This is a genomic window from Paracoccus solventivorans (assembly GCF_900142875.1).
Classification (GTDB): Bacteria; Pseudomonadota; Alphaproteobacteria; order Rhodobacterales; family Rhodobacteraceae; genus Paracoccus; species Paracoccus solventivorans.
The window spans coordinates 82,358-103,266 of sequence record NZ_FRCK01000008.1 but is presented as its reverse complement, the minus strand read 5'-3'; the positions used below and the strand labels follow the sequence as shown (position 1 = coordinate 103,266).

The following is a 20,909-nucleotide window of genomic DNA, read 5'->3' as shown; positions in this document are numbered from 1 at the left end:
GCCTTCCTCGCTGAAAACAGTCCACCGGACTGTTTTCCGGGCGCTCGGAAGCCCGCGGGATATTTAAGCAAGGAAGAAGCTCCGCAGGCCCCCGCTTCACTTCCCCCCCGCTTCGGACTAAAGGGGCCTGCCCCAGATAGGACCGGACCGATGGCCAGCGCCAACCTCAACGTCATGATCAAGGCCGCGCGCAAGGCCGGCCGCAGCCTCGTCAAGGATTTCCGCGAGGTCGAGAACCTGCAGGTCTCCTCCAAGGGCCCGGGCGATTTCGTCAGCCGCGCCGACCGCGAGGCCGAGCGGATCATCAAGGAAGAACTGCGCGGCGCCCGCCCGAACTACGGCTGGCTGGGCGAGGAAACCGGGATGGAGGCGGGCGAGGATCCCACCCGCCGCTGGATCGTCGATCCGCTGGACGGCACCACCAATTTCCTGCACGGGCTGCCGCATTGGGCGGTGTCGATCGCGCTGGAGCACAAGGGCGAGATCGTCGCCGCCGTGGTCTATGACCCCGCCAAGGACGAGCTGTTCACCGCCGAAAAGGGCGACGGCGCCTTTGTCAACGACCAGCGGCTGCGGGTGTCGGGGCGGCGCGACATGGCCGGCGCCATCTTTGCGACCGGGGTGCCCTTTGGCGCCGGCAAGACCCTGCCCGCCACACTGAAGGACCTGGCGCGGCTGATGCCGGTCTGCGCCGGGGTGCGGCGCTGGGGCTCGGCGGCGCTCGACATGGCCTATGTCGCGGCCGGGCGCTACGACGGTTATTGGGAACGCGGCATCCGCGCCTGGGACGTGGGCGCCGGCATCCTGCTGGTGCGCGAGGCCGGCGGCTTCGTCGAGCCGCTGCGCCCCTTCGACGGCCCCATCGCCGACGCCGGCAACATCGTCTGCGCCAACCCCGCCCTGTTCGAGGGCTTCGCCGGGATCGTGCGCAGCCGTGACTGAGCCGGCGCTGCGCCCGGGCGCTTGGCGCCGATGGGCGACTTTTTTGCGCTGACCGCGGATTGGTGAACGGCGCGGGACTCGACTGCCCGGAGGACGTCGAGGCGGTCCCGCCTCGGCTCTGCTCCAAAGCGGGCCGCTTCTCCGCACGGACTGCGGATCGTTCGGCGTCGCGAGGCGCGACTGCCCGGAAGCTGTCGAGTCGGGCCCGCGTCGGTCAATGTGGGCGACTTCCCCCGTTCCGTCTTCAATGCGGACGATTTCTCTGCACTGACTGTGGATCGTCAAGCGCCGCGGGGCGCGACTGCCCGAGAGGCGTCGAGGCGGCCCCGCCTTGGCTCAGTTCCAAAGCGGGCCGTTTCTCCGTACCGACTGCGGATGGTTGGACGCTGCGGGAGTCGGCTGCCGAAGCGACGAGGCAGACTCGCCCGGTTCCGTTTCAAAACGGGCGGCTTCTCCGCACCGACTGCGCCTCGTTAAGCACCGCGGGGCGCGACTGCCCGGGGGCTGTCGAAACGGTCCCCGCCCGGTTCCGCCCATGTGGGCGGTTTCTCTACACCGATTGCGGATCATTGAACGCTGCGGGACTCGGCTGCCGAAGGCAGTCGAGGCGGTCGCGCCCTGTTCCGTTCAATGCGGGCGACCTCCCCGGGCGGACTGCCGCGCAGAGCCCGCCGCTGCCCACCCCCGGTGCCCGGCCAGCACCGCCGCGCCCGCTTTGCGCGGCGCGCAACCGGGCGCAGAGTTGCACGACTTCGGTCGTAGCTGCCGCAATCGAGCTTGACACCCCCTCGGCGCGGGGCGAGTCGCTGGGCGTGCGCCCGGATTCGTCCCGGCCAGTCCCCCCTGTCCCGCGGTGGTTCCAGATGCCTCACTCCGCCTCTTTTCCGCCTGCCGCCGTGCCGGCCCCGGCCGCGGTCTCGCCTGCGGGGCGTAGGGGCGACCGGCCGGCGCTGGCGATCCTGCTGATGATCCTGGTCAGCCTGATCTTTTCACTGCAGGACGCGCTGTCGCGGTATCTGGGGTCGAATTATCCGCCGGTGCTGGTGGTGATGCTGCGCTACTGGTTTTTTGCGCTGTTCGCGATCGCGCTGGCGGCGCGGCAGCCGGGCGGGCTGCGCGCCGCGGTCCGCACCCGCCACCCGTGGTTGCAGATCGCGCGCGGGCTGCTGCTGGTGACGGAAATCCTGGTGATGCTGGTCGCCTTCGTCAAGCTGGGGCTGATCGAGTCCCACGCCGTCTTCATCGCCCATCCGCTGATCATCGTCGCCCTGTCCGGCCCGGTGCTGGGCGAGCGGATCGGCTGGCGCCGCTGGGCGGCGGTGGCGGTGGGGTTCGTCGGGATCCTGATCATCCTGCAGCCGGGGGTGCGGGTGTTTTCCCCCTGGGCGGCGCTGCCGCTGCTGTCGGCGCTGATGTTCGCGGTCTATGTGCTGCTGACCCGGATGGTCTCGGCCAAGGATGACGCCACCACCAGCCTGTTCTGGACCGGCATCGCCGGGGTGGCGGGGATCACCGTGGCCGGGCTGGGGCAGATGCAGCCGCTGGCCCCGGCCGACTGGCTGCCGATGGCGACGCTCTGCGTGACCGGGGTGGCGGGGCATTACCTGCTGATCCGCGCCTACTCGCTGGCCGAGGCGTCCAGCCTGCAGCCCTATTCCTATACGCAGCTGATCTGGGTGTCGCTGATCGGGCTGCTGTTCCTGGGCGAAACCGTGGGGGCGAACGTCGTGATCGGGATGATCATCATCGTTGCCGCCGGGCTGTTCACCTGGTGGCGAGAGCGCCAGAAGCGCGCACAGCTTCCGCCGGCCTGAGCCGGTCCGGGACCGGCAGGATCGCCTCTGGCCGCTGGGGCGCGGCGGGGGATTGCGCTTCCGCTGGCGGGGCTCCGGTCGGGACAGCGGCAGAGGACGGCGGGGCGGGCGTGACAGTCGCGGCAGTTCCGGCCTCGGCAGTTCCGACGCGGGCAGCTGCAACCCCGGCAGCGGTTGTCTCGGCGCCAGCGGTGGCAGGCTCGGCCCCGGCAGTCAGGGCGGTCTCTGCACCAGCAGCAGCAGGAGCGGCGGTTGCAGCCTCGGAAACAGCCCTCGCGGCAGTAGCGGCCGCGTCAATTCCGACGCGAACGGACGCACCGCCGGCAACAGCAGCATCGGCGCCAGCGGTGGCAGGCTCGCCCCCGGCGGTCACGGCTGCCTCGCCATCAGCGGCTGTTCCGTCAGCGTCGGAAGCGGCGGGTTCCGCCTCGGCAGCGGCGGGCCCGGCAGGCCCGACGCCAGCAGCAGCGGCGGGAACGGCAGCATCCTCTCCGGCGGTCACGGCAGTCACGGCGCCAGCAGCGGTCCCGGTCGCGGCCACGTCAGGCACAGCCCCCGCAGCAGCCTCGCCCTCACCCGGCCGCGCGGGACGGCTGGGCGGCGCGGTCGAGGCCGTGATGGCGGGCGGGCCGATGGCGCGGGCGATCTCGGCGATCTGGGGGCCGGGGCGGGGGGCGTCCTCGTCCGGGGTGCCCGCGGCCTCGACCAGCCGGGCGATCCCCGCCGCATCCCCGTTCAGCGCCAGCTGCACCGCCTGCGCAAAGGCGCCGGTCACCCAGGCGGGCGCCGGGCGCGGGGGCGCCGATTGCGCCAGACCCAGCGGCCCCTGGTGGACCTGCGGGGCGGAAACCCCGCCGCTGAGGTCCCAGCTGGGGACAAAGGGCACGCTGTGGCCGGCGATGCGGGCGCGATAGATCGGCAGCGCCTCGGCCACGCGCATCACGTAGTTGCGGGTTTCGTCGAACGGGATCATCTCGACCCAATCCACCGGATCGGGGCCGCCCTCGGCGCGCAGGTCGCCGAAATCGCGCAGCCAGCGCGAGGACCGTCCCGGCCCGGCATTATACCCCGCCGCCACCAGCGCGATCGAGTTGCCGAAACGGTTGCGCAGCCCCGCCAGATAGGCCGCGCCCAGCCGCGCGTTATAGGCGGCGTCGCGGGTCAGCCGGGGCAGCTCAAAGGCCTCTCCGATCTCGCCGGCCATCTGGCGGGCGGTGTCGGGCATCACCTGCATCAGCCCGCGCGCGCCGACGCGGGACATGACGGTGTGGTTGAACTCGCTTTCCTGCCGGGCGATCGCCATCACCAGCTCGGGCGGCAGGCCGAAGCTGCCGCGTTCCAGCCCGGTCAGCGGGTAATGCAGCGCCGGGTGAACCAAGCCCTTGGCGGCCGCGGCCTTGGACAGGCGCAGCGCATCCCAGGGGCGGTGCATTTCCGCCATCAAGCGGCCCATGCGCAGGATGTCCTGCGGCTCGGCGGTCTGGGCCAGATGCAGGAAGAACCGCTGCGCCTGCGTGCCGTCGCCCGCAGCCAGCAGCCACAGCCCGGCCTGGAACAGCCGGTTGCCCAGCAGCGCCGAGCCGCGCCAGTCGGGCAGCGTCTCGGCCCCCGCCAGCACCAGCGCCGGGTCCATGGGGGCGCCGATCCGCTCGGCCGCGAGCTGGCCGTAATAGGTGGCCTGATGGGCGGCAGCGCGAGCGTAAGCGGCCGTGGCGGCGGCGCGGTCGCCCTGCGCCTCGGCGGCGCGGCCCTGCCAGTAATGGCTGCGCGCCAGGGTGATCCCGGAACGCCCCTCGACCGGCAGCCGGGCGAAATGCACGGCCGCACGGTCGGCAGCACCCGCCCGCAGCGCCGCATAGCCGGCCAGCCAGTCCAGATCGACGGCATCCGCATGGCCCTCGGGCAGGAAGTGGTTGGCGGCCAGCCGCTCGGCCAGCGCCCAGTCGCCGGCGCGCAGCGCCGCGCGGGCATGATCGCGCCGCGCCCCCGCCCAGGCGGCGGGATCGCGCAGCGCCTCGGCCGAGGTCGAGCGTTCCAGCATCAGCGCCCGCGCCAGATCGCCCTGTTTCGCCGCCACCCGCCAGCGGAACCGGTCCAGCGCCAGCCCGGCGTCGTCGCGCTGCGGCTGCGGCAGCGCCAGGATCAGCGCATCCACCCCCGGGCGCTTGGCCTGCACCGCGATGCGGGCGCGGGCCAGATCGGCGTCCGGGCCCGGGGGAATGCGCGGCAGCATCCGCTCGGCCGCGGCCCATTCGCCGGCGTCGAGCAGCGCGGCCAGCCGCGCCACATGATGGGGCGCCACCGCCTTGCCATGAGCGGCGAGGAACGAAGTTTCAGAGGTTTCGTCCAGCGGCAGGGGCTGGGTCCAGAACTGCACCGCGGCGGCGGCACGCTGCTTGCGCGGCTGCGCGGCGATCCATGCCTGCGCGGCGGCGACGGTTTCGGGCAGACGCTCGCCGAACCACGCCAGCACCTCGGCCGCGGGGGCATCGGGGGGCAGTGCAGCCTCGCCCCGGCGATAGAGCAGCTCCATCCCCGGCCAGTCGGGATTGCGCCGGGCAAAGTCGAGGTATTCCGCCCACACCCCCTGCCCGGCCCGCAGCCGCTGCCAGGTCACCAGATCGAGGGCCAGCGCGCCGGACTGTCGGGCGCTCGCCTCGGCGGCCACCCAGTCCTGCGCCCCTGCCGCGGCCAGCGCCCGCGCAACCGCGGCGCCATCCTCGGCCCTTGCCCCGGACAGCGGCGCGGTCACGCCGGCGACCGCCAGCGCCAGCACGGCCAGTCTGAATCTCGCGCGGTCCATGGCGGCCAATCTGGGGGGCGGGCCGCGGCATGGCAACTCACATCCGCGGCAGCCCTGCTTGGCATTGCCTGCGCGCGGTTGTATGCTGCAGGCAAACAGCATCGTCAGGATCGAGTCATGTTCCAAGGATCTCTCCCCGCCATGGTCACGCCGCTGACCGACAAGGGGGCAGTCGATTGGTCGGCGCTCGAGCAACTGGTGGACTGGCTGATCGAGCAGGGCAGCAACGGGCTGGTTCCCGTCGGAACCACCGGCGAAAGCCCGACCCTGACCCATGACGAACACCGCGAAGTGGTCGAGGCGGTGGTCCGCCACGCCGCCGGCCGGGTGCCGGTGATCGCCGGCGCCGGGTCGAACAACACGCAAGAGGCGATCGAGCTGGCCCGCCACGCCTGCGAGGTCGGGGCCGACGGGCTGCTGATCGTGACGCCCTATTACAACAAGCCGACCCAGGCCGGGCTGATCGCGCATTTCACCGCCGTGCACGACGCCACCGACCGCCCGATCATCATCTACAACATCCCCGGCCGCTCGGTGGTGGACATGACGCCCGAGACGATGGGCGAGCTGGCGAAGCTGCCGCGCATCGCCGGCGTCAAGGACGCCACCGGCCGGCTGGAACGCGTCAGTTGCCAGCGCATCACCTGCGGGACGGATTTCATCCAGCTGTCGGGCGAGGATGCGACCGCGCACGGGTTCAACGCCCAGGGCGGCGTCGGCTGCATCTCGGTCACCGCCAATGTGGCGCCGGCGCTAGTCGCGCAGATGCAGGCGGCCTGTCGCGCCGGCGACTATGCCGAGGCGCTGCGGCTGCAGGACCTGCTGATGCCGCTGCATATCGCGATCTTCCTGGAACCGGGGCTGGTCGGGGCGAAATACGCGCTGTCGCGGCTGGGGTGCTGCGGGGAAACCGTGCGGCTGCCGCTGGTGCCGCTGACCGACGCCACCCGCGCCCGCATCGACGCCGCCATGGCCCACGCCGGGCTGGTCTGAGGCACGCCATGGGTTATCCGGTCCTGCTGGTCGCAATCGTGCTCGAGGTGATCGGCACCTCGTTCCTGATGGCCTCGCAACAGTTCACCCGGCTGGTCCCGACCATGGTCATGGCGCTGGCCTATCTGGCCTCGTTCTATTTCCTGTCGCAGGCGCTGCGCTACATGCCGCTGGGCATCGCCTATGCGATCTGGAGCGGGCTGGGCATCGTCCTGACGGTGGCCATCGGCATGGTGGTGTTCCGGCAGGTGCCGGACTGGCCCGCCGTGGCTGGGGTGTCGCTGATCATCCTGGGCGTGGTGGTCATCAACGGGTTTTCCAGCGTCGCCGGGCATTGAGGAATGGTGCGTGCAAAGCACGCACCCTACGGCGCCGCATCGTTTGCCCTGACGCGCAGGGTGCGTGCTTTGCACGCACCACTCACCCAAGCGCGCTGGCGAGCGCCTCGGGCAGCGCCTCGGCAAAGGCATCGAGTTCGCCATCGGGGCCGCAACTGACCCGGATGCAGCGGTTCTGCGGCGCGACCCAGGGCATCCGCACGAATACCCCGCGCGCAGCCAGCCCCTCGACGATCCGGCGGGCGAAATCCCCGTCGCCGCCGCAATCGACCGCCACGAAATTGGTGGCCGAGGGCAGCGCCGCCAGCCCGTTTGCCGCGGCGATCTCCGCGATCCGCGCCCGCGCCGCGGCGACCTGCGCCCTTGTGGCGTCCAGATGGGCGGCATCGCCCAGCGCTGCCAGCGCCCCCGCCTGCGCGACGCTGTTGACCCCGAAATGGTTGCGCACCCGATCGAAGGCCGCGACCAGCGCCGGGACGCCGATGGCATAGCCGATCCGCGCCCCGGCCATGCCATAGGCCTTGGAAAAGGTGCGCATCCGCAGCACCCTCGGGTCGGCCGGGTCGATCCGCGGCAGCGCCGGGGCGAACTCGACATAGGCCTCGTCGAGGATCATCAGCATGTCGGCGGGCAGCGCGGCCACCGCGGCCTCGATCACCTCGGGCGGATGCCAGCCGCCCATCGGGTTGTCGGGGTTGCACAGATAGACCATGCGCGCGCTGGCGCTGGCCGCGCGCGCCACCAGCGCCGCGGGGTCCTGCATGTCGTCGCGATAGGGCACCCGCAGCAGCTGCCCGCCAAAGCCGGTGACGTGGAAATCGAAGGTCGGATAGCCGCCGGCCGAGGTCACCACCGCATCGCCCGCGTCGACCAGCAGCCGCACCGCCAGCCCCAGCAGCCCGTCGATCCCCTCGCCGACCACAATATTTTCGGCCGCGCAACCGCAATGCTGCGCCAGCGCCTGCTTCAGGTCGTGATTCGTCGGGTCGCCGTATTTCCAGACCTCGGCCGCCGCCGCCCGCATCGCCGCGATGGCCTGAGGCGAGGGGCCAAAGCCGTTCTCGTTCGCACCCAGCCGGGCGCGGAACGGGGCGCCGCGACGGCGCTCAAGCGTCTCGGGGCCGACGAAGGGGACCGAATCGGGCAGGCTGGCGGGGATGGGGGCAAGGCGCGGTGTCATGGTGGCAGGGAAAGCCGAAAGCCGCCGCTGCCGCAAGCCCCGCCACAGGACGCCGCCGCCGCGATGGCGGCAGGGTTGCATGGGTATTTGAGCCAGAAAGAAACCCCCGCCGCTTCTTTCTGGCCGAAATACCCCCGGGGTGAGCGCCGCAGGCGCGAGGGGCAGCGCCCCTCCCTGCCTCGCCGCCCCGACCACTGCTTTACACCGGGCGCGGCTCTGCCTATCTCTCGCCGATCATGGCCCAGGCAAAATCCGATCCGAACTACAAGGTGATCGCCGAGAACCGGCGCGCGCGTTTCGATTACTTCATCGAAAGCGATCTCGAGGTCGGGATCGTGCTGACCGGATCCGAGGTCAAGGCGCTGCGCACCGGCCAGTCCAACATCGCCGACAGCTATGCCAGCGTCGAGAACGGCGAGCTGTGGCTGATCAACTCCTACATCGCCGCCTACAAGCAGGCGGGTGTCTTCGGGCATGAAGAGCGGCGCCACCGCAAGCTGCTGGTCAGCCGGCGCGAGCTGGCGCGGCTGTGGCAGGCGGTCGGGCGCGAGGGGATGACGCTGGTGCCGCTGGTGATGTATTTCAACCACAAGGGCCGGGTGAAGCTGAAGCTGGGCATCGCCAAGGGCAAGAAGGCCCACGACAAGCGCGCGACCGAGGCCAAGCGCGACTGGGGCCGCGAAAAACAGCGTCTGCTGAAACAGGGCTGAGCCCACGGCGAGCCCGGCCAGGGTGGGCAGGATGCGGGCACAGGCCGCGACGGGTCCGCGCGGTTGCGCGTGGCGCGTTGCAGGGCCGTGCGCGGCGCGTTAAGGCATCAGGCAGACAGGCGGGCCAGCATACGGAGGAAGCCGTGACCGACGATTCCAGAACGGACGATCCCAGGACGCTGGTGTCCACCGACTGGCTGGCCGCGCATCTGCACGACCCCGACCTGCGCATCATCGACGGCAGCTGGCACATGGAGGCCACCGGCCGCGACGCCCATGCCGAATACATGGCCGCCCACATCCCCGGCGCGCGGTTCTTCGACATCGACGCCATCGCCGACACCCGCAGCCCCCTGCCCCACATGGCGCCGCAGCCGGAAATGTTCGTCAGCCGCCTGCGCGCCATGGGCATCGGCGACGGGCACCAGGTGGTGGTCTACGACAACTCGGACGTCCGTTCGGCGGCGCGGGTGTGGTGGACCTTCCGGCTGATGGGCAAGACCGACGTGGCGGTCCTGGACGGCGGTTTCGCGAAATGGCGGGCCGAGGGGCGCGAGGTCGAGGACCTGCCCCCGATCACCCGCGACCGGCACATGACCGTGCAGCGCCAGGCGGCGCGGGTGCGCGACGTGACCCAGGTCGCCGCCGCCGCCAAGCTGGGCGATCACGTGATCATCGACGCCCGCGGCCCCGGCCGTTTCCGCGGCGACGAGCCCGAGCCGCGCCCGGGGCTGCGCCAGGGCCACATCCCCGGCTCGAAGAACGTCCCCATAGGACAAATTTACAACGCCGACGGCACCATGAAATCCGTGCCCGAGCTGCGCGCCGTGTTCGAGGCCGCCGGCGTCGACCTGTTGCGCCCCGCGATCACCACCTGCGGCTCTGGCATCACCGCCGCCAGCCTTGCGCTCGCGCTCGAGCGGCTGGGCAAGCGCGACTGGTCCGTCTACGACGGCAGCTGGACCGAGTGGGGCAGCTACCCCGACCTCAAGATCGAAACCGGAGACGCCTGAATGTTCGGCACCCTCAAGCCCCAAGCCCCTGACAAGATCCTGGCCCTGATGGGCGAGTTCCGAGCCGACCCGCGGCAGGGCAAGATCGATCTTGGCGTGGGCGTCTACAAGGACCCGACCGGGCTGACCCCGGTCATGCGCGCCGTCAAGGAAGCCGAGCGCCGGATCTGGGAAGCCGAGACCACGAAAAGCTATACCGCGCTGTCGGGCGAGCCTGCGTATCTGGAAGCGCTGTCGGCGATGGTGCTGGGCGGCGTGCGCGACAGCGCCCGCACCGCGATGCTGTCCACCGTCGGCGGCACCGGCGCGATCCGGCAGGCGTTCGAGATGGCGCGGATGGGCAACCCCGACGTGACCGTCCATGTGTCGGACCCGACCTGGCCGAACCATGTCTCGATGCTCAAGTTCATGGGGCTGCCCTTCGTCGAGTACCGCTATTTCGACGGCGCCACCCGCGGCGTTGATTTCGAGGGGATGAAGGCCGATCTCGCCCGCGCGAAAAAGGGCGATCTGGTGCTGCTGCACGGCTGCTGCCACAACCCCACCGGCGCCAACCTGACGTTGGAGCAATGGGCCGAGGTGGTGGCGATCCTGGAACGCACCGGCGCGGTGCCGCTGGTGGACCTGGCCTATCAGGGCTTCGGCGACGGGCTGGACGAGGATGCGGCCGGCACGCGGCTGGTGGTGTCCTCGCTGCCCGACGCGCTGGTGGCGGCCTCGTGTTCAAAGAACTTCGGCATCTACCGGGAACGCGCCGGGCTGCTGATGGTGCAGGTGGCCGATCCGGCGCAAAAGGATCTGGCGCAGGGGGCGCTGGCCTTCCTGGGGCGGCAGACCTATTCCTTCCCGCCCGACCACGGCGCGCGGATCGTGCAGACCATCCTCGAGGACGGGGCGCTGGCCGCCGACTGGCGAGCCGAGCTGGAACAGGTGCGGCTGGGGATGCTGTCGCTGCGCCAGCAGCTGGCGGCCGAGCTGCGCAGCCTGACCGGCAGCGACCGCTTCGACTTCATCGAGCGGCACCGCGGCATGTTCTCGCGCCTGGGCGCCACGCCCGAGCAGGTGCAGAAGATCAAGGACGACAACGCCATCTATCTGGTCGGCGATTCGCGTCTGAACATCGCCGGGCTGAACCGCGACAGCGTGCCGGTGCTGGCCCGCGCCATCGTCGAGGCCGGCGTCTGAACAGGCTGGAACGGCAAGGGCCGGGCCGGGGATCATCCCCGCGCCCGGCCCTTGCCCCCGGCAGCTGCCTTGGGCCTTCATGGTCCCTGCAACCCGACTGCCGTCCCGGCGCCGGGCCGGATGCAGGCATGAAAAAACCGGGGCTCGCACTGCAACCGCGCAGGCGCACCCCGGCTTTTCTGGTTATGCGTGGATCGGCTTAGAGGCCGCGGGCCACGCGCTCGATATCCCCGCGGGTCAGGCCGATATCGCGCAGTTCGCGATCGGTCAGGCGGTTGAGCTCGTTGCGGGTCGCGCGGACATCCGCCCAGTAGCGGAGGGTCGCGGCGATGTTTTCGATGATCCCGGCGGGACGGTTGGCCGGAATGACGCGGATGGTGTCGATGGCCGACATTTTCTTGGAACCTGCTTTATTGTAGCCCGCATCTCAGCGGGCGGGGTACGGAAGTGACTGTGATATAGGCAGGAACTCCGGGAGCGACTACGGATAGGGTCAGGATGCTGCTATGCAGCAATCGCATGACACCGGGGCTCCGGGGCGGTGCTGGCACAGCTCGCAACCGCGTGAGGCTGCGAATATTCGCGCGTCGCCCCCACGCTGCACCGCAGAATATCTCGGCACCCGGCCGTTGCAGGACAGAATCTGTCACAACCCAGGCTTGGGGCGCGACAAGTGCGGTCACTTGTCGCGGGGCGGGTTCCAGTCGCCAAGTACCGCCTGCCACAGGGTCAGCGCCGCCACGGCCGCAGAATCAGCCCGCAAGACCCTTGGCCCCAGGCTGATCCGCTGCACGAAATCGAGCCCCCCGAGTCGCTGCCGTTCCGCCTCTGACCAGCCGCCCTCGGGGCCGATCAGGATCGCCCACGGCCCCCGCGGCAGCCCTTGCAGCATCCGGACCGGCGCCGCGGGTGCCCCCGCCAGCGCCTCGTCGGCCCACAGGATGCGGCGCGCGTGGTCCCAGCCGGCCAGCAGCCGCGGCAGCGCCACCAGATCCCCCACGGGCGGCACGAAGGTGCCGCCGCATTGCTCGGCCGCCTCGACCGCATGGGCCTGCAGGCGCTCGCGCGCGATGCGCTCGGTGTTGCTGTGGTCGGTCTGCACGGGCTGGATGCGGGCCGCGCCCAGCTCGGCGGCCTTTTCCACGATGAAATCGGTGCGCGTCTTCTTGATCGGCGCGAACAGCAGCCAGACATCGGGCGGGTCCACCTGCGGGGCGGTGGGGGCGATCAGCCCCAGCTCTCCGCCGCGCTTGCCCAGAGATTGCAGGCGCGCCGCCCATTCCCCGTCGCGGCCGTTGAACACCGCGATCTCGCCCCCGACCGGCTGGCGCATGACGCCGCCCAGGTAATGCGCCTGCGCCGCGTCCAGCGGCACGGGTTGTCCCGGGGCAAAGCCGTGATCTATGTAAAGCCTGATCTTTCCCATGCTGGCGGACCTTATGCAGTCTGACGATCCCACGCCACCGGTTACGCCATCGGCCGCGGGCGGAACAGCCCGCCCCGCCGCCGCCACGGTCGCCGACGCGCCCGGCGGCAACTGGGTCGACCGCCACGCCCCCCCGGCATGGCGCCCATGGCTGCGGCTGAGCCGCGCCGACCGCCCCATCGGCACCTGGCTGCTGCTGCTGCCCTGCTGGTGGGGGACGGGGCTGGCGATGATCGCCGACCGGCCGCGCTGGGTGGATCTGTGGGTGGTGATCGCCTGCGGCATCGGCGCGCTGGTGATGCGTGGCGCCGGCTGCACCTGGAACGACATCACCGACCGCGACATCGACGCCTCGGTGGCCAGGACCCGCTCGCGCCCGCTGCCCTCGGGGCAGGTGACGCTGCGGGGGACCTATCTGTGGCTGGCCGCGCAGCTGGCGCTGGGGGCGCTGATCCTGCTGACCATGAACGGGGCGGCGATCGCGCTGGGGTTTGCATCATTGGGGCTGGTGGCGATCTATCCCTTTGCCAAGCGCTTCACCTGGTGGCCGCAGGTGTTCCTGGGACTGGCCTTCAACTGGGGGGTGCTGCTGGCCTTTGCCGCCCATGGCGGCAAGCTGCACCCGGCGCCTCTGCTGGCCTATGCGGCGGGGATCCTGTGGACGCTGCATTACGACACCATCTATGCCCATCAGGACGCCGAGGATGACGCGCTGATCGGGGTGAAATCCACCGCGCGGCTGTTCGGCAACGACAGCCCGCGCTGGCTGCTGGGCTTTGCCGCGGGGTCAGTGCTGCTGCTGGCGGCGGCGGTGGCGGCCACGCGCCCCTCGGCGGTGCAGGCGGTGCTGGCGATGCTGGGGATCGCGGGGTTCGCCGCGCATCTGCTATGGCAGCTGCGCCGGTTCGACCAGCACGACAGCACCTCGTGCCTGCGGCTGTTCCGCGCCAACCGCGACGCCGGGCTGATCGTGGCGGGGGCGCTGCTGCTGGCGGGGCTCGCCCAGGTTTGATTGCGGCGCGGTCAGGGCGCACCCATCTGGGGCAGGACCGCTGACGACAAGGAAAGACCCGGCATGGCCGATACGGACCGAAACGCGACCCCCTCTCCCTCCGTCCGCCGCCGCCGCCGCTGGCGGGGACGGCTGGCCGGGCTGGGGCTGCTGGGGCTGGCCGCGGGCGCGGCCCTGGCGGCCGGGCAATGGGCCACCACCCGGATCGAGGACCGGCTGGCCGCAAGGGTCCGGGCCGAGCTGGCCCAGCAATCGCTGGACTGGGCCCGGATCGCGGCCGACGGGCTCGAGGTGCGGCTGACCGGCACCGCGCCGGACGAGATCCAGCACCTGCGCGCCGTCGCCGCCGCCTCGGGCGCCGCTGCCAGCGTCACCGGGCTGTCCCGGGTCAGCGATGCCGTCACCGTCGCCAGCGCCGACCGGCCCGCGCCGCCGCCCTTCCGGCTGGAGATCCTGCGCAACGAACAGGGCACCTCGGTAATCGGGCTGGCGCCCCGCGCCATGCAGCGGCGCCCGCTGATCGAGCGGCTGGGCCGCGCCGCCGGTCCCGCCCGGTTGACCGACCTGCTGGAACTGGCCGACCATCCCGTGCCCGACCACTGGGACGCGGCGGTGGGCTTTGCCGTGGCCGCGGCCGAGCAGATGCCGCGCGCCAAGATCGCGGTCACGCCCGGGCGGGTGGAAATCACCGCGGTGACCAACGGCCAGGCCGAAAAGACCCGGCTGGAACAGGCGCTGTCGCTGGCGCTGCCCGCAGGGGTGGTGCTGGCCACCCATATCACTGCGCCGCGTCCGGTGATCGCCCCCTTCGTTCTGGAAATCGCCCGCGATGCCCAGGGCACCAGCCTGAGCCGCTGTTCCGCCGACACCATCCCCAGCCGCGACGCCATCCTCGCCGCCGCAGCCGAGGCCGGGGTCGCCGGCACCCCGGGTTGCGAGGTCGGGCTGGGCGCCCCCTCGCCGCAATGGTCCGCCGCCGCGGTGGCGGGGATCGAGGCGCTGGCGGCGCTGCCCGCCGGGCGGCTGACGATCACCGACACCCAGGTGGTGCTGGATGCCCCCGCGCAGGCGGCCGAAGATTTCGCCGCCGCCCGCGACCGGCTGGCGCAGGCGCTGCCGCGCAGCTTCGCGCTGACCGCCACGCTGGCCCCGCCCGCGCCGGGCGATCCGGCGGCCGGGGACGGGCCGCTGCAACTGGTGGTCGACACCGGCCCGCAAGGGGTGCGGCTGCAAGGCGCGGTTCCCGACGAGCGCATGGGCGCGGCGCTGGCCAGCCTGGTGGCGGCGCGGCTGGGACCGGCGGATGCGGCCGGGCTGACGGTGCGCGACGACACGCCCCCCGGCTGGGCCGCCCGAGGCATGGCCGCAGTCGAGGCGCTGGACGTGCTCGACCGCGGCACCGCCACGGTGACGCCGGCGCTGATCGCGCTGGACGGCACCACCGGCAATCCCGCCGCCGCCGCCGAGATCGCCGCGCGGCTGGGGATGCGGCTGGGCGCCGGCGCCGCGTATGAGCTGGCGCTCAGCTACGATCCGCGGCTGGATCCGGCCTCTGACCTGCCCGACGGGCAGCAATGCGTCGATGCGCTGAACACCGCCATGCAGCAGGCCGAGATCGGGTTCGAGCCGAACCGCGCCGCCCTGGCCGGCGAGGTCGGCCCCAGCATCGCCGCGCTGGCCGAGCGGCTGGAGCCCTGCAGCGATTTCCGCATCGAGGTCGGCGGCCACACCGACTCGCAGGGCTCGGCCGAGTTCAACCGCAAGCTGTCGGCGGATCGCGCCCGCGCGGTGATCGCGGCGTTGGCCGAGGCGGGCGCCGACACGCGCCACCTGACCGCCGTCGGCCACGGCGCCGACCGCCCGGTGGCCACGAACGCCACCCCCGAGGGCCGCGAGGCCAACCGCCGCATCGAGTTCCGCCTGCTCTCGCCCGAGCCGGTGACGACCGAGCCGCCGGTGCAGATCACCACCCGCGGGGTAACCGTGGCCGTGGCAGAGACGAACGGGGCGGCAGCGCCCGACCGCGGCGCGGAGGGGCAGGATGCCTCGCCAAAGGGTGCAGTCGAAGGTGGGAATGAGGGGACGACGACGCCGGACAGCGACGCGGAGCGGCAGGATGCTCCGCCGGAGGGCGCAGTGGCAGATGGCGGTGACGCGTCACAGGCGCCGCCGGAGGAGACCGCGGAGGGTGATGGGGCAGAGGCGGCGTCGGAAGCTGCCGCGGAAGGTGACGGGGCAGAAGATGCGGCTGGAGCCACGGCAGAGGATACGGGTGGCGCGGCAGCAGATGATGCTCCCAGCGCCACCGGAGACGCAGGCGATACGCCGGACCCCGCAACTACCGCCCTGGCACCCGAGGCTGCATCGGGCGGCTCTGCACCCGAGGATTCTGCGCCGGAAGCCTCGGCAGCGGATGCACCTGCCGGCGAGGCTTCTGCAACAGACAGCCCTCAGCCAAGCGCACCGGAAGACGCCGGAGCGGACGACACCACCCCACCACAAGACAGCGCCGCCGCTGCCGCAACGACAACGCCCGCCGGGGAAGCCGGCGCAGCGGCGGACACCGGAGCAGACGGCACACTCTCACCGCAAGACGCTGCCGCAGCGGCACCCGCAGGAGCCGCGCCGCGGCCGCCGCCCGCGCGGCCATCGCGCTAGAGACCTGCCGCCGGGCCGGACCCCGTCGGCGGGGGTTTGCCGGGGCGGGGCGTCGAGCGGTCTTGGCTCTCGCCCGGCCGCGGCGGGCGGCGTAAGCTCGGGGCATGGACCAGACCGAATTGATGATCGCCATTGCCGGCGGATTGTTCGCGGCTTTTCTGCTGGGCTGGCTGGCCGGCTGGCTGGCGCTGCGGGCCGGCGACTCGGGCGCTGACCGGGAAGTGCCGCCCCCGCCCACGGGCCTTGCCGACATGGAAGCCCGGATCGCCACCGCCGAGGACGCCGCCACCCGCGCCGAGGACGACCTGCGCGTCGCCCAGATCGAGATCGAGGAGCTGCGCAACTATATCGAGCGCAAGCTGGCGCAGACCCCCGGCCAATCCTGACCGGCCGGCAGGCGCGGGAAAGGCGGCGGGCTCAGCCCTCGGCCGGGCGCCCCACCACCAGCGTCGCCCAGTCGCCCAGATCGTCGCGGCGGATCAGCGGCACCCCGGCCGCGGCATAGGCGGCGGCGACCTCATCCGCCTGTCCGGTCAGGATGCCCGACAGGATCGCCCGCCCGCCGGGCGCCAGATGCCGCGCCATTTCGGGCGCCAGGTCGATCAGCGGCTGCTTGAGGATATTGGCAAAGATCAGCTCATACGGTCCCGCGTCATGCAGCAGCGGGTGCGAGAACCCCTCGGCCATCACGCATTCCACCCGCCCGTCCAGCCCGTTGGCCAGCACGTTGGCCTGGGCGGTCTCGACCGCCACCGGGTCGATGTCGGACGCCAGCACCAGCCCCGGCAGCACCCGCGCCGCCGCCATCGCCAGCACCGCGGTGCCGCAGCCGATATCGGCCACGCGCTGCGGCGCCTCGCCCGCCGTCAGCATCCGGTCCAGCGCCAGCAGGCAGCCGCGGGTGGTGTCGTGGTGGCCGGTGCCAAAGGCCATCGCGGCCTCGATGCACAGCGATTCCGCCCCTTCGGGCACGCGGTCGGCGTCATGGGCGCCGTGGACGAAGAACCGGCCGGCCTCGACCGGCGTCAACTCGCGGCGGACATGGGCCACCCAGTCGACCTCGGGCAGTTCGGACACCGCAAAGGGCTGGGCGCCATAGGCGGCGGCCAGCAGCGCCAGCGTGATCTCGTCGGGGGATTCAGTGAAATAGACCCCGACCTCCCAGCGGTCGGAACCGTCTTCGATCTCGAACACGCCGCTGCCGACGGGCTCGGGGGTCAGCATGTCCTCGCACGCCTCGGCCAGCGCCTCGGCGGCGGCGCGGCCCTGGGCATGGGTCAGCGCGGTCCAGGTCGCCATCAGAGCGCCCCCGTCGCCACCGAGGACCCGCCCGCCGAGGAGGACGAGGGTTCCGGGTTCCCGTCGCTTTCGCCGCTTGCAGCCTCGTGCACCGCGGCGGCGCTGGAGGCCTGCACCCCGGTGCCGCGCAGCCCGCAATAGCCGTCGGGCACCTTGTGCAGATATTGCTGGTGATCCTCTTCCGGGGCGCGCCAGAAGCGGTCGAGCGGCGCGATCTGCGTGGTGATGCGCCCATAGCCGTTCACCGCCAGCCGGTTGTCATAGTCGATGCGGCTGGCCTCGGCCGCGGCCAGCTGGCTGTCGGAGGTGGTGAAGATCACCGAGCGATACTGGTCGCCGACATCGTTGCCCTGCCGGTTGCCCTGGGTGGGATCATGGTTTTCCCAGAAGATCTTGAGGATCTGTTCGGTGCTGATCCGGCTGGGGTCGTAGACCACGCGCACCACTTCGGCATGGCCGGTGCCGCCGGCGCAGACCTGGCGATAGGTCGGGTTCTCGGTGCTGCCGCCGGCAAAGCCGACCTCGGTCAGGAACACGCCCTCCTGCTGCCAATAGAGCCGCTCGACCCCCCAATAGCAGCCCATGCCCAGCACGATATCCTCGAACCCCTTGGGCGTGGGGGTGTCGAGCGGGCGGCCGAAAATGGCGTGGATCGGGGCTTGCATGGCGTGCTCCTGTCGGTTGGTCCCTGATCTAGGGCGCGGGGCGGGGTTTCACAACGCCTTGCGCGGCGGTCCGGTTCTGCGACAGGCTGGGGCCGCGGCGAGGCCGGACCGGGGGCCAGCCCCCGGGCCCCCGGGATATTTTCGTAATGGAGAATGGCATGAAGGCAGGACCGTTGAACCTGATTACCGATGTTGCGGGACTGCGGGTCGGCAATGCCGCGGATGCGGCGCTGAAATCGGGGGTGACGGTGCTGACCTCGGACGCGCCATTCGCCTGCGGCGTGCATGTGATGGGCGGCGCCCCGGGCACGCGGGAAACCGACCTGCTGTCCCCGGACCGGCTGGTGCAGGCGGTGGATGCGCTGGTGCTGGCCGGCGGCTCGGCCTTTGGGCTGGGCGCGGCCGAAGGGGTGATGGCCGGGCTGCGGGCGGCGGGGCGCGGCTTTGCGGTGGGGGATGCGCGCGTGCCGATCGTGCCGGGCGCGATCCTGTTCGACCTGCTGAACGGCGGCGACAAGGGCTGGGGCGACAGCCCCTACCCCGCGCTGGGGGGCCGCGCGCTGGAGGCGACCGGGGTCCGGTTCGCGCTGGGGTCCGAAGGCGCGGGGACCGGGGCCTTGACCGCGCAGTGGAAGGGCGGGCTGGGCTCGGCCTCGGCGGTGCTGGAGGACGGCACCACCATCGGCGCGCTGGTGGCGGTGAATGCGCTGGGGTCGGTGACCGCGCCCTCGGGGCAGTTCTGGGCCGCGCCGTGGGAGCTGGGAGACGAGTTCGGCGGGCTGGGCCTGGCGGGCCCCTATGATCCGGGCCATGAGCCCGCGCCGGAAAAGCGGCAGGGCGAGGCCACCACCATCGGCATTATCGCCACCGACGCGGCGCTGGACAAGGCGGCGCTGTCTCGGCTGGCGGTTGGGGCGCATGACGGGTTCGCCCGCGCTATCGTGCCCTCGCACACGCCCTTCGACGGGGATCTGGTGTTCGCGGTCTCGACCGGGGCGCGCAAGGGGGCGGACCCGTTCCGGCTGGGCCATGCCGCCGCCTGCACCATGGCGCGGGCCATCGCGCGGGCGGTGTTCCTGGCCACCCCGGCCCCGGGCGATCTGCAGCCCTGCTGGCGGGCGGCGCGGGGCTGAGAGGCGCGCTTGCGGCGGATGCACGCCCGCGCCCGGTCTTGCGGCCGCCGGCACTGGACAATGGCGGCGGCTGGTGGTCACGTCGCGCCTGACCGATGCCCGGCCAGTCATACCGGAGGAGACCATGACCGCCCATTCGACCGATCTGAAGACCCTGCTGCGCGACCCCTCGCTGCTGGAAACCCGCGCCTTCGTGGCGGGCGAGTGGGTGGAGGCCGACGACGGCGCGACCTTCGAGGTGAAAAACCCCGCCCGCGGCGACGTGATCGCCCGCGTGGCCGACCTGTCGCGGGCCGAGGTCGCCCGCGCCATCGAGGCCGCCCACCGCGCCATGAAGGACTGGGCCGCCCGCCCCGCCAAGGAACGCGCCCAGGTCATGCGCCGCTGGTACGAGCTGATGATGCAGAACCAGGACGACCTGGGCACCATCCTGACCGCCGAACAGGGCAAGCCCCTGCCCGAGGCCAAGGGCGAGGTCGCCTATGGCGCCAGCTTCATCGAGTGGTTCGGCGAGGAAGCCAAGCGCGTCTATGGCGAGACCATCCCCGGCCACATGGCCGACAAGCGCCTGACTGTGCTGCGCCAGCCGATCGGGGTGGTCGGCTCGATCACGCCGTGGAACTTCCCCAACGCGATGATCACCCGCAAATGCGGCCCGGCGCTGGCGGTGGGCTGCGGCTTCGTCGCAAGGCCGGCGGCGGAAACGCCGCTGTCGGCGCTGGCGCTGGCGGTGCTGGGCGAACGTGCCGGGCTGCCCAAGGGGATCCTGTCGGTGGTGACCAGTTCGCGGTCCTCGGACATCGGCAAGGAGTTCTGCGAGAACCCGCTGATCCGCAAGCTGACCTTCACCGGCTCGACCGAAGTCGGGCGCATCCTGCTGCGCCAGGCCGCCGACCAGGTGCTGAAATGCTCGATGGAGCTGGGCGGCAACGCCCCCTTCATCGTCTTCGACGACGCCGATCTGGATGCGGCGGTCGAAGGGGCGATGGCGTCCAAGTTCCGCAACAACGGCCAGACCTGCGTCTGCGCCAACCGCATCTATGTGCAAGCCGGGGTCTATGACGAGTTCGCGCGCCGGCTGGCGGCGGCGGTGGACAAGCTGACCGTGGGCGACGGGCTCGAGACCGGCACCACCACCGGCCCGCTGATCAACGCCGATGCCGTGGAAAAGGTCGAGGAACATATCGCCGACGCGCTGGACCGCGGCGGCAAGGTGGTCGCCGGCGGCAAGCGCCACGAACTCGGCGGGTCCTTCTTCCAGCCGACGGTGGTGACCAACGTGCCGGCCGATGCCAAGGTCTCGACCGAAGAAACCTTCGGCCCGCTGGCGCCGCTGTTCCGCTTCGAGACCGAGCAGGAGGTGATCGACAAGGCCAATGCCACCATCTTCGGCCTGGCCGCGTATTTCTATGCCCGCGACGTCGGCCGCATCACCCGCGTGCAGGAATCGCTGGAATACGGCATCGTCGGCGTAAACACCGGCATCATCTCGACCGAGGTCGCGCCCTTCGGCGGCGTCAAGCAGTCGGGGCTGGGCCGCGAAGGCTCGCGCCACGGCATCGACGATTATCTGGAAATGAAATACGTCTGCCTGTCGATCTGAACCGGAAAAAGAAGGGGGGCTGTCTGCCCCCCATCGCCTGACGGCGATTCCCCCCGAGGATATTTCTGCACCAAAGACCTCATGGAGCTGCAGGCGCGGTCTTTGGTGTGAAAATATCCCGGGGTCCGGGGCAGA

At 71.5% G+C, this 20,909-nt stretch carries 18 protein-coding genes; 12 read left to right on the top strand and 6 right to left on the bottom strand.

Annotated elements, in window-relative coordinates:
- Window positions 1-150 precede the first annotated feature (150 nt).
- A complete protein-coding gene (locus BUB57_RS12360; protein WP_073067446.1) occupies window positions 151-942 on the top strand; it encodes an inositol monophosphatase family protein in 792 nt (263 codons plus the stop codon).
- Between the two features lie 863 nt (window positions 943-1,805).
- Window positions 1,806-2,756: a DMT family transporter gene (locus BUB57_RS12355; protein ID WP_084732124.1), complete on the top strand. Its 951-nt coding sequence runs from the start codon at window positions 1,806-1,808 to the stop codon at window positions 2,754-2,756.
- Here the strand turns inward: BUB57_RS12355 and BUB57_RS12350 are convergent.
- Window positions 2,707-5,559 carry a lytic transglycosylase domain-containing protein gene (locus BUB57_RS12350; RefSeq protein ID WP_073067442.1) on the bottom strand — a complete coding sequence of 951 codons (2,853 nt, stop codon included), beginning with the start codon at window positions 5,557-5,559 and terminating at the stop codon, window positions 2,707-2,709. The two genes, BUB57_RS12355 and BUB57_RS12350, sit on opposite strands and share 50 nt — an antisense overlap.
- Before the next feature lie 117 nt (window positions 5,560-5,676).
- Here BUB57_RS12350 and dapA point away from each other — a divergent pair, with 117 nt between their 5' ends.
- Entirely contained in the window at window positions 5,677-6,552 is an 876-nt protein-coding gene (dapA, locus tag BUB57_RS12345; protein WP_073067440.1) for a 4-hydroxy-tetrahydrodipicolinate synthase, read from the top strand.
- A gap of 8 nt (window positions 6,553-6,560) precedes the next feature.
- Complete coding sequence (locus BUB57_RS12340; RefSeq protein WP_073067438.1) at window positions 6,561-6,890, top strand: DMT family transporter; 330 nt, start codon at window positions 6,561-6,563, stop codon at window positions 6,888-6,890.
- 82 nt (window positions 6,891-6,972) lie between these two features.
- Here BUB57_RS12340 and BUB57_RS12335 read toward each other — a convergent pair whose 3' ends face one another.
- Window positions 6,973-8,070 carry a pyridoxal phosphate-dependent aminotransferase gene (locus BUB57_RS12335; RefSeq protein ID WP_073067580.1) on the bottom strand — a complete coding sequence of 366 codons (1,098 nt, stop codon included), beginning with the start codon at window positions 8,068-8,070 and terminating at the stop codon, window positions 6,973-6,975.
- A 236-nt stretch (window positions 8,071-8,306) separates the two neighbouring features.
- Between BUB57_RS12335 and smpB the strand changes: the two genes are divergently transcribed.
- The 3 genes from smpB (at window position 8,307) to BUB57_RS12320 (ending at window position 10,978) form a co-directional block, all read left to right on the top strand.
- Window positions 8,307-8,780, top strand: a complete 474-nt coding sequence (gene smpB, locus BUB57_RS12330) for an SsrA-binding protein SmpB (RefSeq protein ID WP_073067437.1) — start codon at window positions 8,307-8,309, stop codon at window positions 8,778-8,780.
- Window positions 8,781-8,923: 143 nt separating this feature from the next.
- Window positions 8,924-9,793, top strand: coding sequence for a 3-mercaptopyruvate sulfurtransferase (gene sseA / locus BUB57_RS12325; RefSeq protein WP_073067435.1), 870 nt, complete (start codon window positions 8,924-8,926; stop codon window positions 9,791-9,793).
- Window positions 9,794-10,978 (top strand): amino acid aminotransferase, encoded by a 1,185-nt coding sequence (locus tag BUB57_RS12320; protein ID WP_073067433.1) that lies wholly within the window; start codon window positions 9,794-9,796, stop codon window positions 10,976-10,978. It abuts the gene before it with no gap.
- Between the two features lie 199 nt (window positions 10,979-11,177).
- On the opposite strand, the gene BUB57_RS12315 is transcribed toward BUB57_RS12320, so the two are convergent.
- Both BUB57_RS12315 and BUB57_RS12310 read right to left on the bottom strand, forming a co-directional pair.
- Complete coding sequence (locus BUB57_RS12315) at window positions 11,178-11,372, bottom strand: DUF1127 domain-containing protein (protein WP_073067431.1); 195 nt, start codon at window positions 11,370-11,372, stop codon at window positions 11,178-11,180.
- A gap of 285 nt (window positions 11,373-11,657) precedes the next feature.
- A complete protein-coding gene (locus BUB57_RS12310) occupies window positions 11,658-12,404 on the bottom strand; it encodes a 16S rRNA (uracil(1498)-N(3))-methyltransferase (protein ID WP_073067429.1) in 747 nt (248 codons plus the stop codon).
- 13 nt (window positions 12,405-12,417) lie between these two features.
- Between BUB57_RS12310 and ubiA the strand changes: the two genes are divergently transcribed.
- From ubiA to BUB57_RS12295, 3 genes are all read left to right on the top strand, one after another.
- Window positions 12,418-13,416, top strand: coding sequence for a 4-hydroxybenzoate octaprenyltransferase (gene ubiA, locus BUB57_RS12305; protein ID WP_073067578.1), 999 nt, complete (start codon window positions 12,418-12,420; stop codon window positions 13,414-13,416).
- Window positions 13,417-13,479: 63 nt separating this feature from the next.
- Entirely contained in the window at window positions 13,480-16,074 is a 2,595-nt protein-coding gene (locus tag BUB57_RS12300) for an OmpA family protein (RefSeq protein WP_073067426.1), read from the top strand.
- A 104-nt stretch (window positions 16,075-16,178) separates the two neighbouring features.
- A complete protein-coding gene (locus tag BUB57_RS12295; RefSeq protein WP_073067424.1) occupies window positions 16,179-16,460 on the top strand; it encodes a hypothetical protein in 282 nt (93 codons plus the stop codon).
- 31 nt (window positions 16,461-16,491) lie between these two features.
- Here BUB57_RS12295 and BUB57_RS12290 read toward each other — a convergent pair whose 3' ends face one another.
- Window positions 16,492-17,373 carry a 50S ribosomal protein L11 methyltransferase gene (locus BUB57_RS12290; RefSeq protein WP_073067422.1) on the bottom strand — a complete coding sequence of 294 codons (882 nt, stop codon included), beginning with the start codon at window positions 17,371-17,373 and terminating at the stop codon, window positions 16,492-16,494.
- Window positions 17,373-18,038 carry a peptide-methionine (S)-S-oxide reductase MsrA gene (gene msrA, locus BUB57_RS12285; RefSeq protein ID WP_084732123.1) on the bottom strand — a complete coding sequence of 222 codons (666 nt, stop codon included), beginning with the start codon at window positions 18,036-18,038 and terminating at the stop codon, window positions 17,373-17,375. The genes BUB57_RS12290 and msrA overlap by 1 nt, the downstream gene beginning before the upstream one ends.
- 158 nt (window positions 18,039-18,196) lie before the next feature.
- On the opposite strand from msrA, the gene BUB57_RS12280 reads away from it, so the two are divergent.
- Both BUB57_RS12280 and BUB57_RS12275 read left to right on the top strand, forming a co-directional pair.
- Window positions 18,197-19,171, top strand: a complete 975-nt coding sequence (locus tag BUB57_RS12280) for a P1 family peptidase (protein WP_073067575.1) — start codon at window positions 18,197-18,199, stop codon at window positions 19,169-19,171.
- 124 nt (window positions 19,172-19,295) lie between these two features.
- Entirely contained in the window at window positions 19,296-20,774 is a 1,479-nt protein-coding gene (locus BUB57_RS12275) for an NAD-dependent succinate-semialdehyde dehydrogenase (RefSeq protein ID WP_073067420.1), read from the top strand.
- Window positions 20,775-20,909 lie beyond the last annotated feature (135 nt).

Bases quoted from the DNA above. Each gene is read 5' to 3' on its own strand.
- BUB57_RS12360 (WP_073067446.1), top strand. From the start codon at position 151: ATGGCCAGCGCCAACCTCAACGTCATGATCAAGGCCGCGCGCAAGGCC.
- BUB57_RS12355 (WP_084732124.1), top strand. From the start codon at position 1,806: ATGCCTCACTCCGCCTCTTTTCCGCCTGCCGCCGTGCCGGCCCCGGCC.
- BUB57_RS12350 (WP_073067442.1), bottom strand. From the start codon at position 5,559: ATGGACCGCGCGAGATTCAGACTGGCCGTGCTGGCGCTGGCGGTCGCC.
- dapA (WP_073067440.1), top strand. From the start codon at position 5,677: ATGTTCCAAGGATCTCTCCCCGCCATGGTCACGCCGCTGACCGACAAG.
- BUB57_RS12340 (WP_073067438.1), top strand. From the start codon at position 6,561: ATGGGTTATCCGGTCCTGCTGGTCGCAATCGTGCTCGAGGTGATCGGC.
- BUB57_RS12335 (WP_073067580.1), bottom strand. From the start codon at position 8,070: ATGACACCGCGCCTTGCCCCCATCCCCGCCAGCCTGCCCGATTCGGTC.
- smpB (WP_073067437.1), top strand. From the start codon at position 8,307: ATGGCCCAGGCAAAATCCGATCCGAACTACAAGGTGATCGCCGAGAAC.
- BUB57_RS12320 (WP_073067433.1), top strand. From the start codon at position 9,794: ATGTTCGGCACCCTCAAGCCCCAAGCCCCTGACAAGATCCTGGCCCTG.
- BUB57_RS12315 (WP_073067431.1), bottom strand. From the start codon at position 11,372: ATGTCGGCCATCGACACCATCCGCGTCATTCCGGCCAACCGTCCCGCC.
- BUB57_RS12310 (WP_073067429.1), bottom strand. From the start codon at position 12,404: ATGGGAAAGATCAGGCTTTACATAGATCACGGCTTTGCCCCGGGACAA.
- ubiA (WP_073067578.1), top strand. From the start codon at position 12,418: ATGCAGTCTGACGATCCCACGCCACCGGTTACGCCATCGGCCGCGGGC.
- BUB57_RS12300 (WP_073067426.1), top strand. From the start codon at position 13,480: ATGGCCGATACGGACCGAAACGCGACCCCCTCTCCCTCCGTCCGCCGC.
- BUB57_RS12295 (WP_073067424.1), top strand. From the start codon at position 16,179: ATGGACCAGACCGAATTGATGATCGCCATTGCCGGCGGATTGTTCGCG.
- BUB57_RS12290 (WP_073067422.1), bottom strand. From the start codon at position 17,373: ATGGCGACCTGGACCGCGCTGACCCATGCCCAGGGCCGCGCCGCCGCC.
- msrA (WP_084732123.1), bottom strand. From the start codon at position 18,038: ATGCAAGCCCCGATCCACGCCATTTTCGGCCGCCCGCTCGACACCCCC.
- BUB57_RS12280 (WP_073067575.1), top strand. From the start codon at position 18,197: ATGAAGGCAGGACCGTTGAACCTGATTACCGATGTTGCGGGACTGCGG.
- BUB57_RS12275 (WP_073067420.1), top strand. From the start codon at position 19,296: ATGACCGCCCATTCGACCGATCTGAAGACCCTGCTGCGCGACCCCTCG.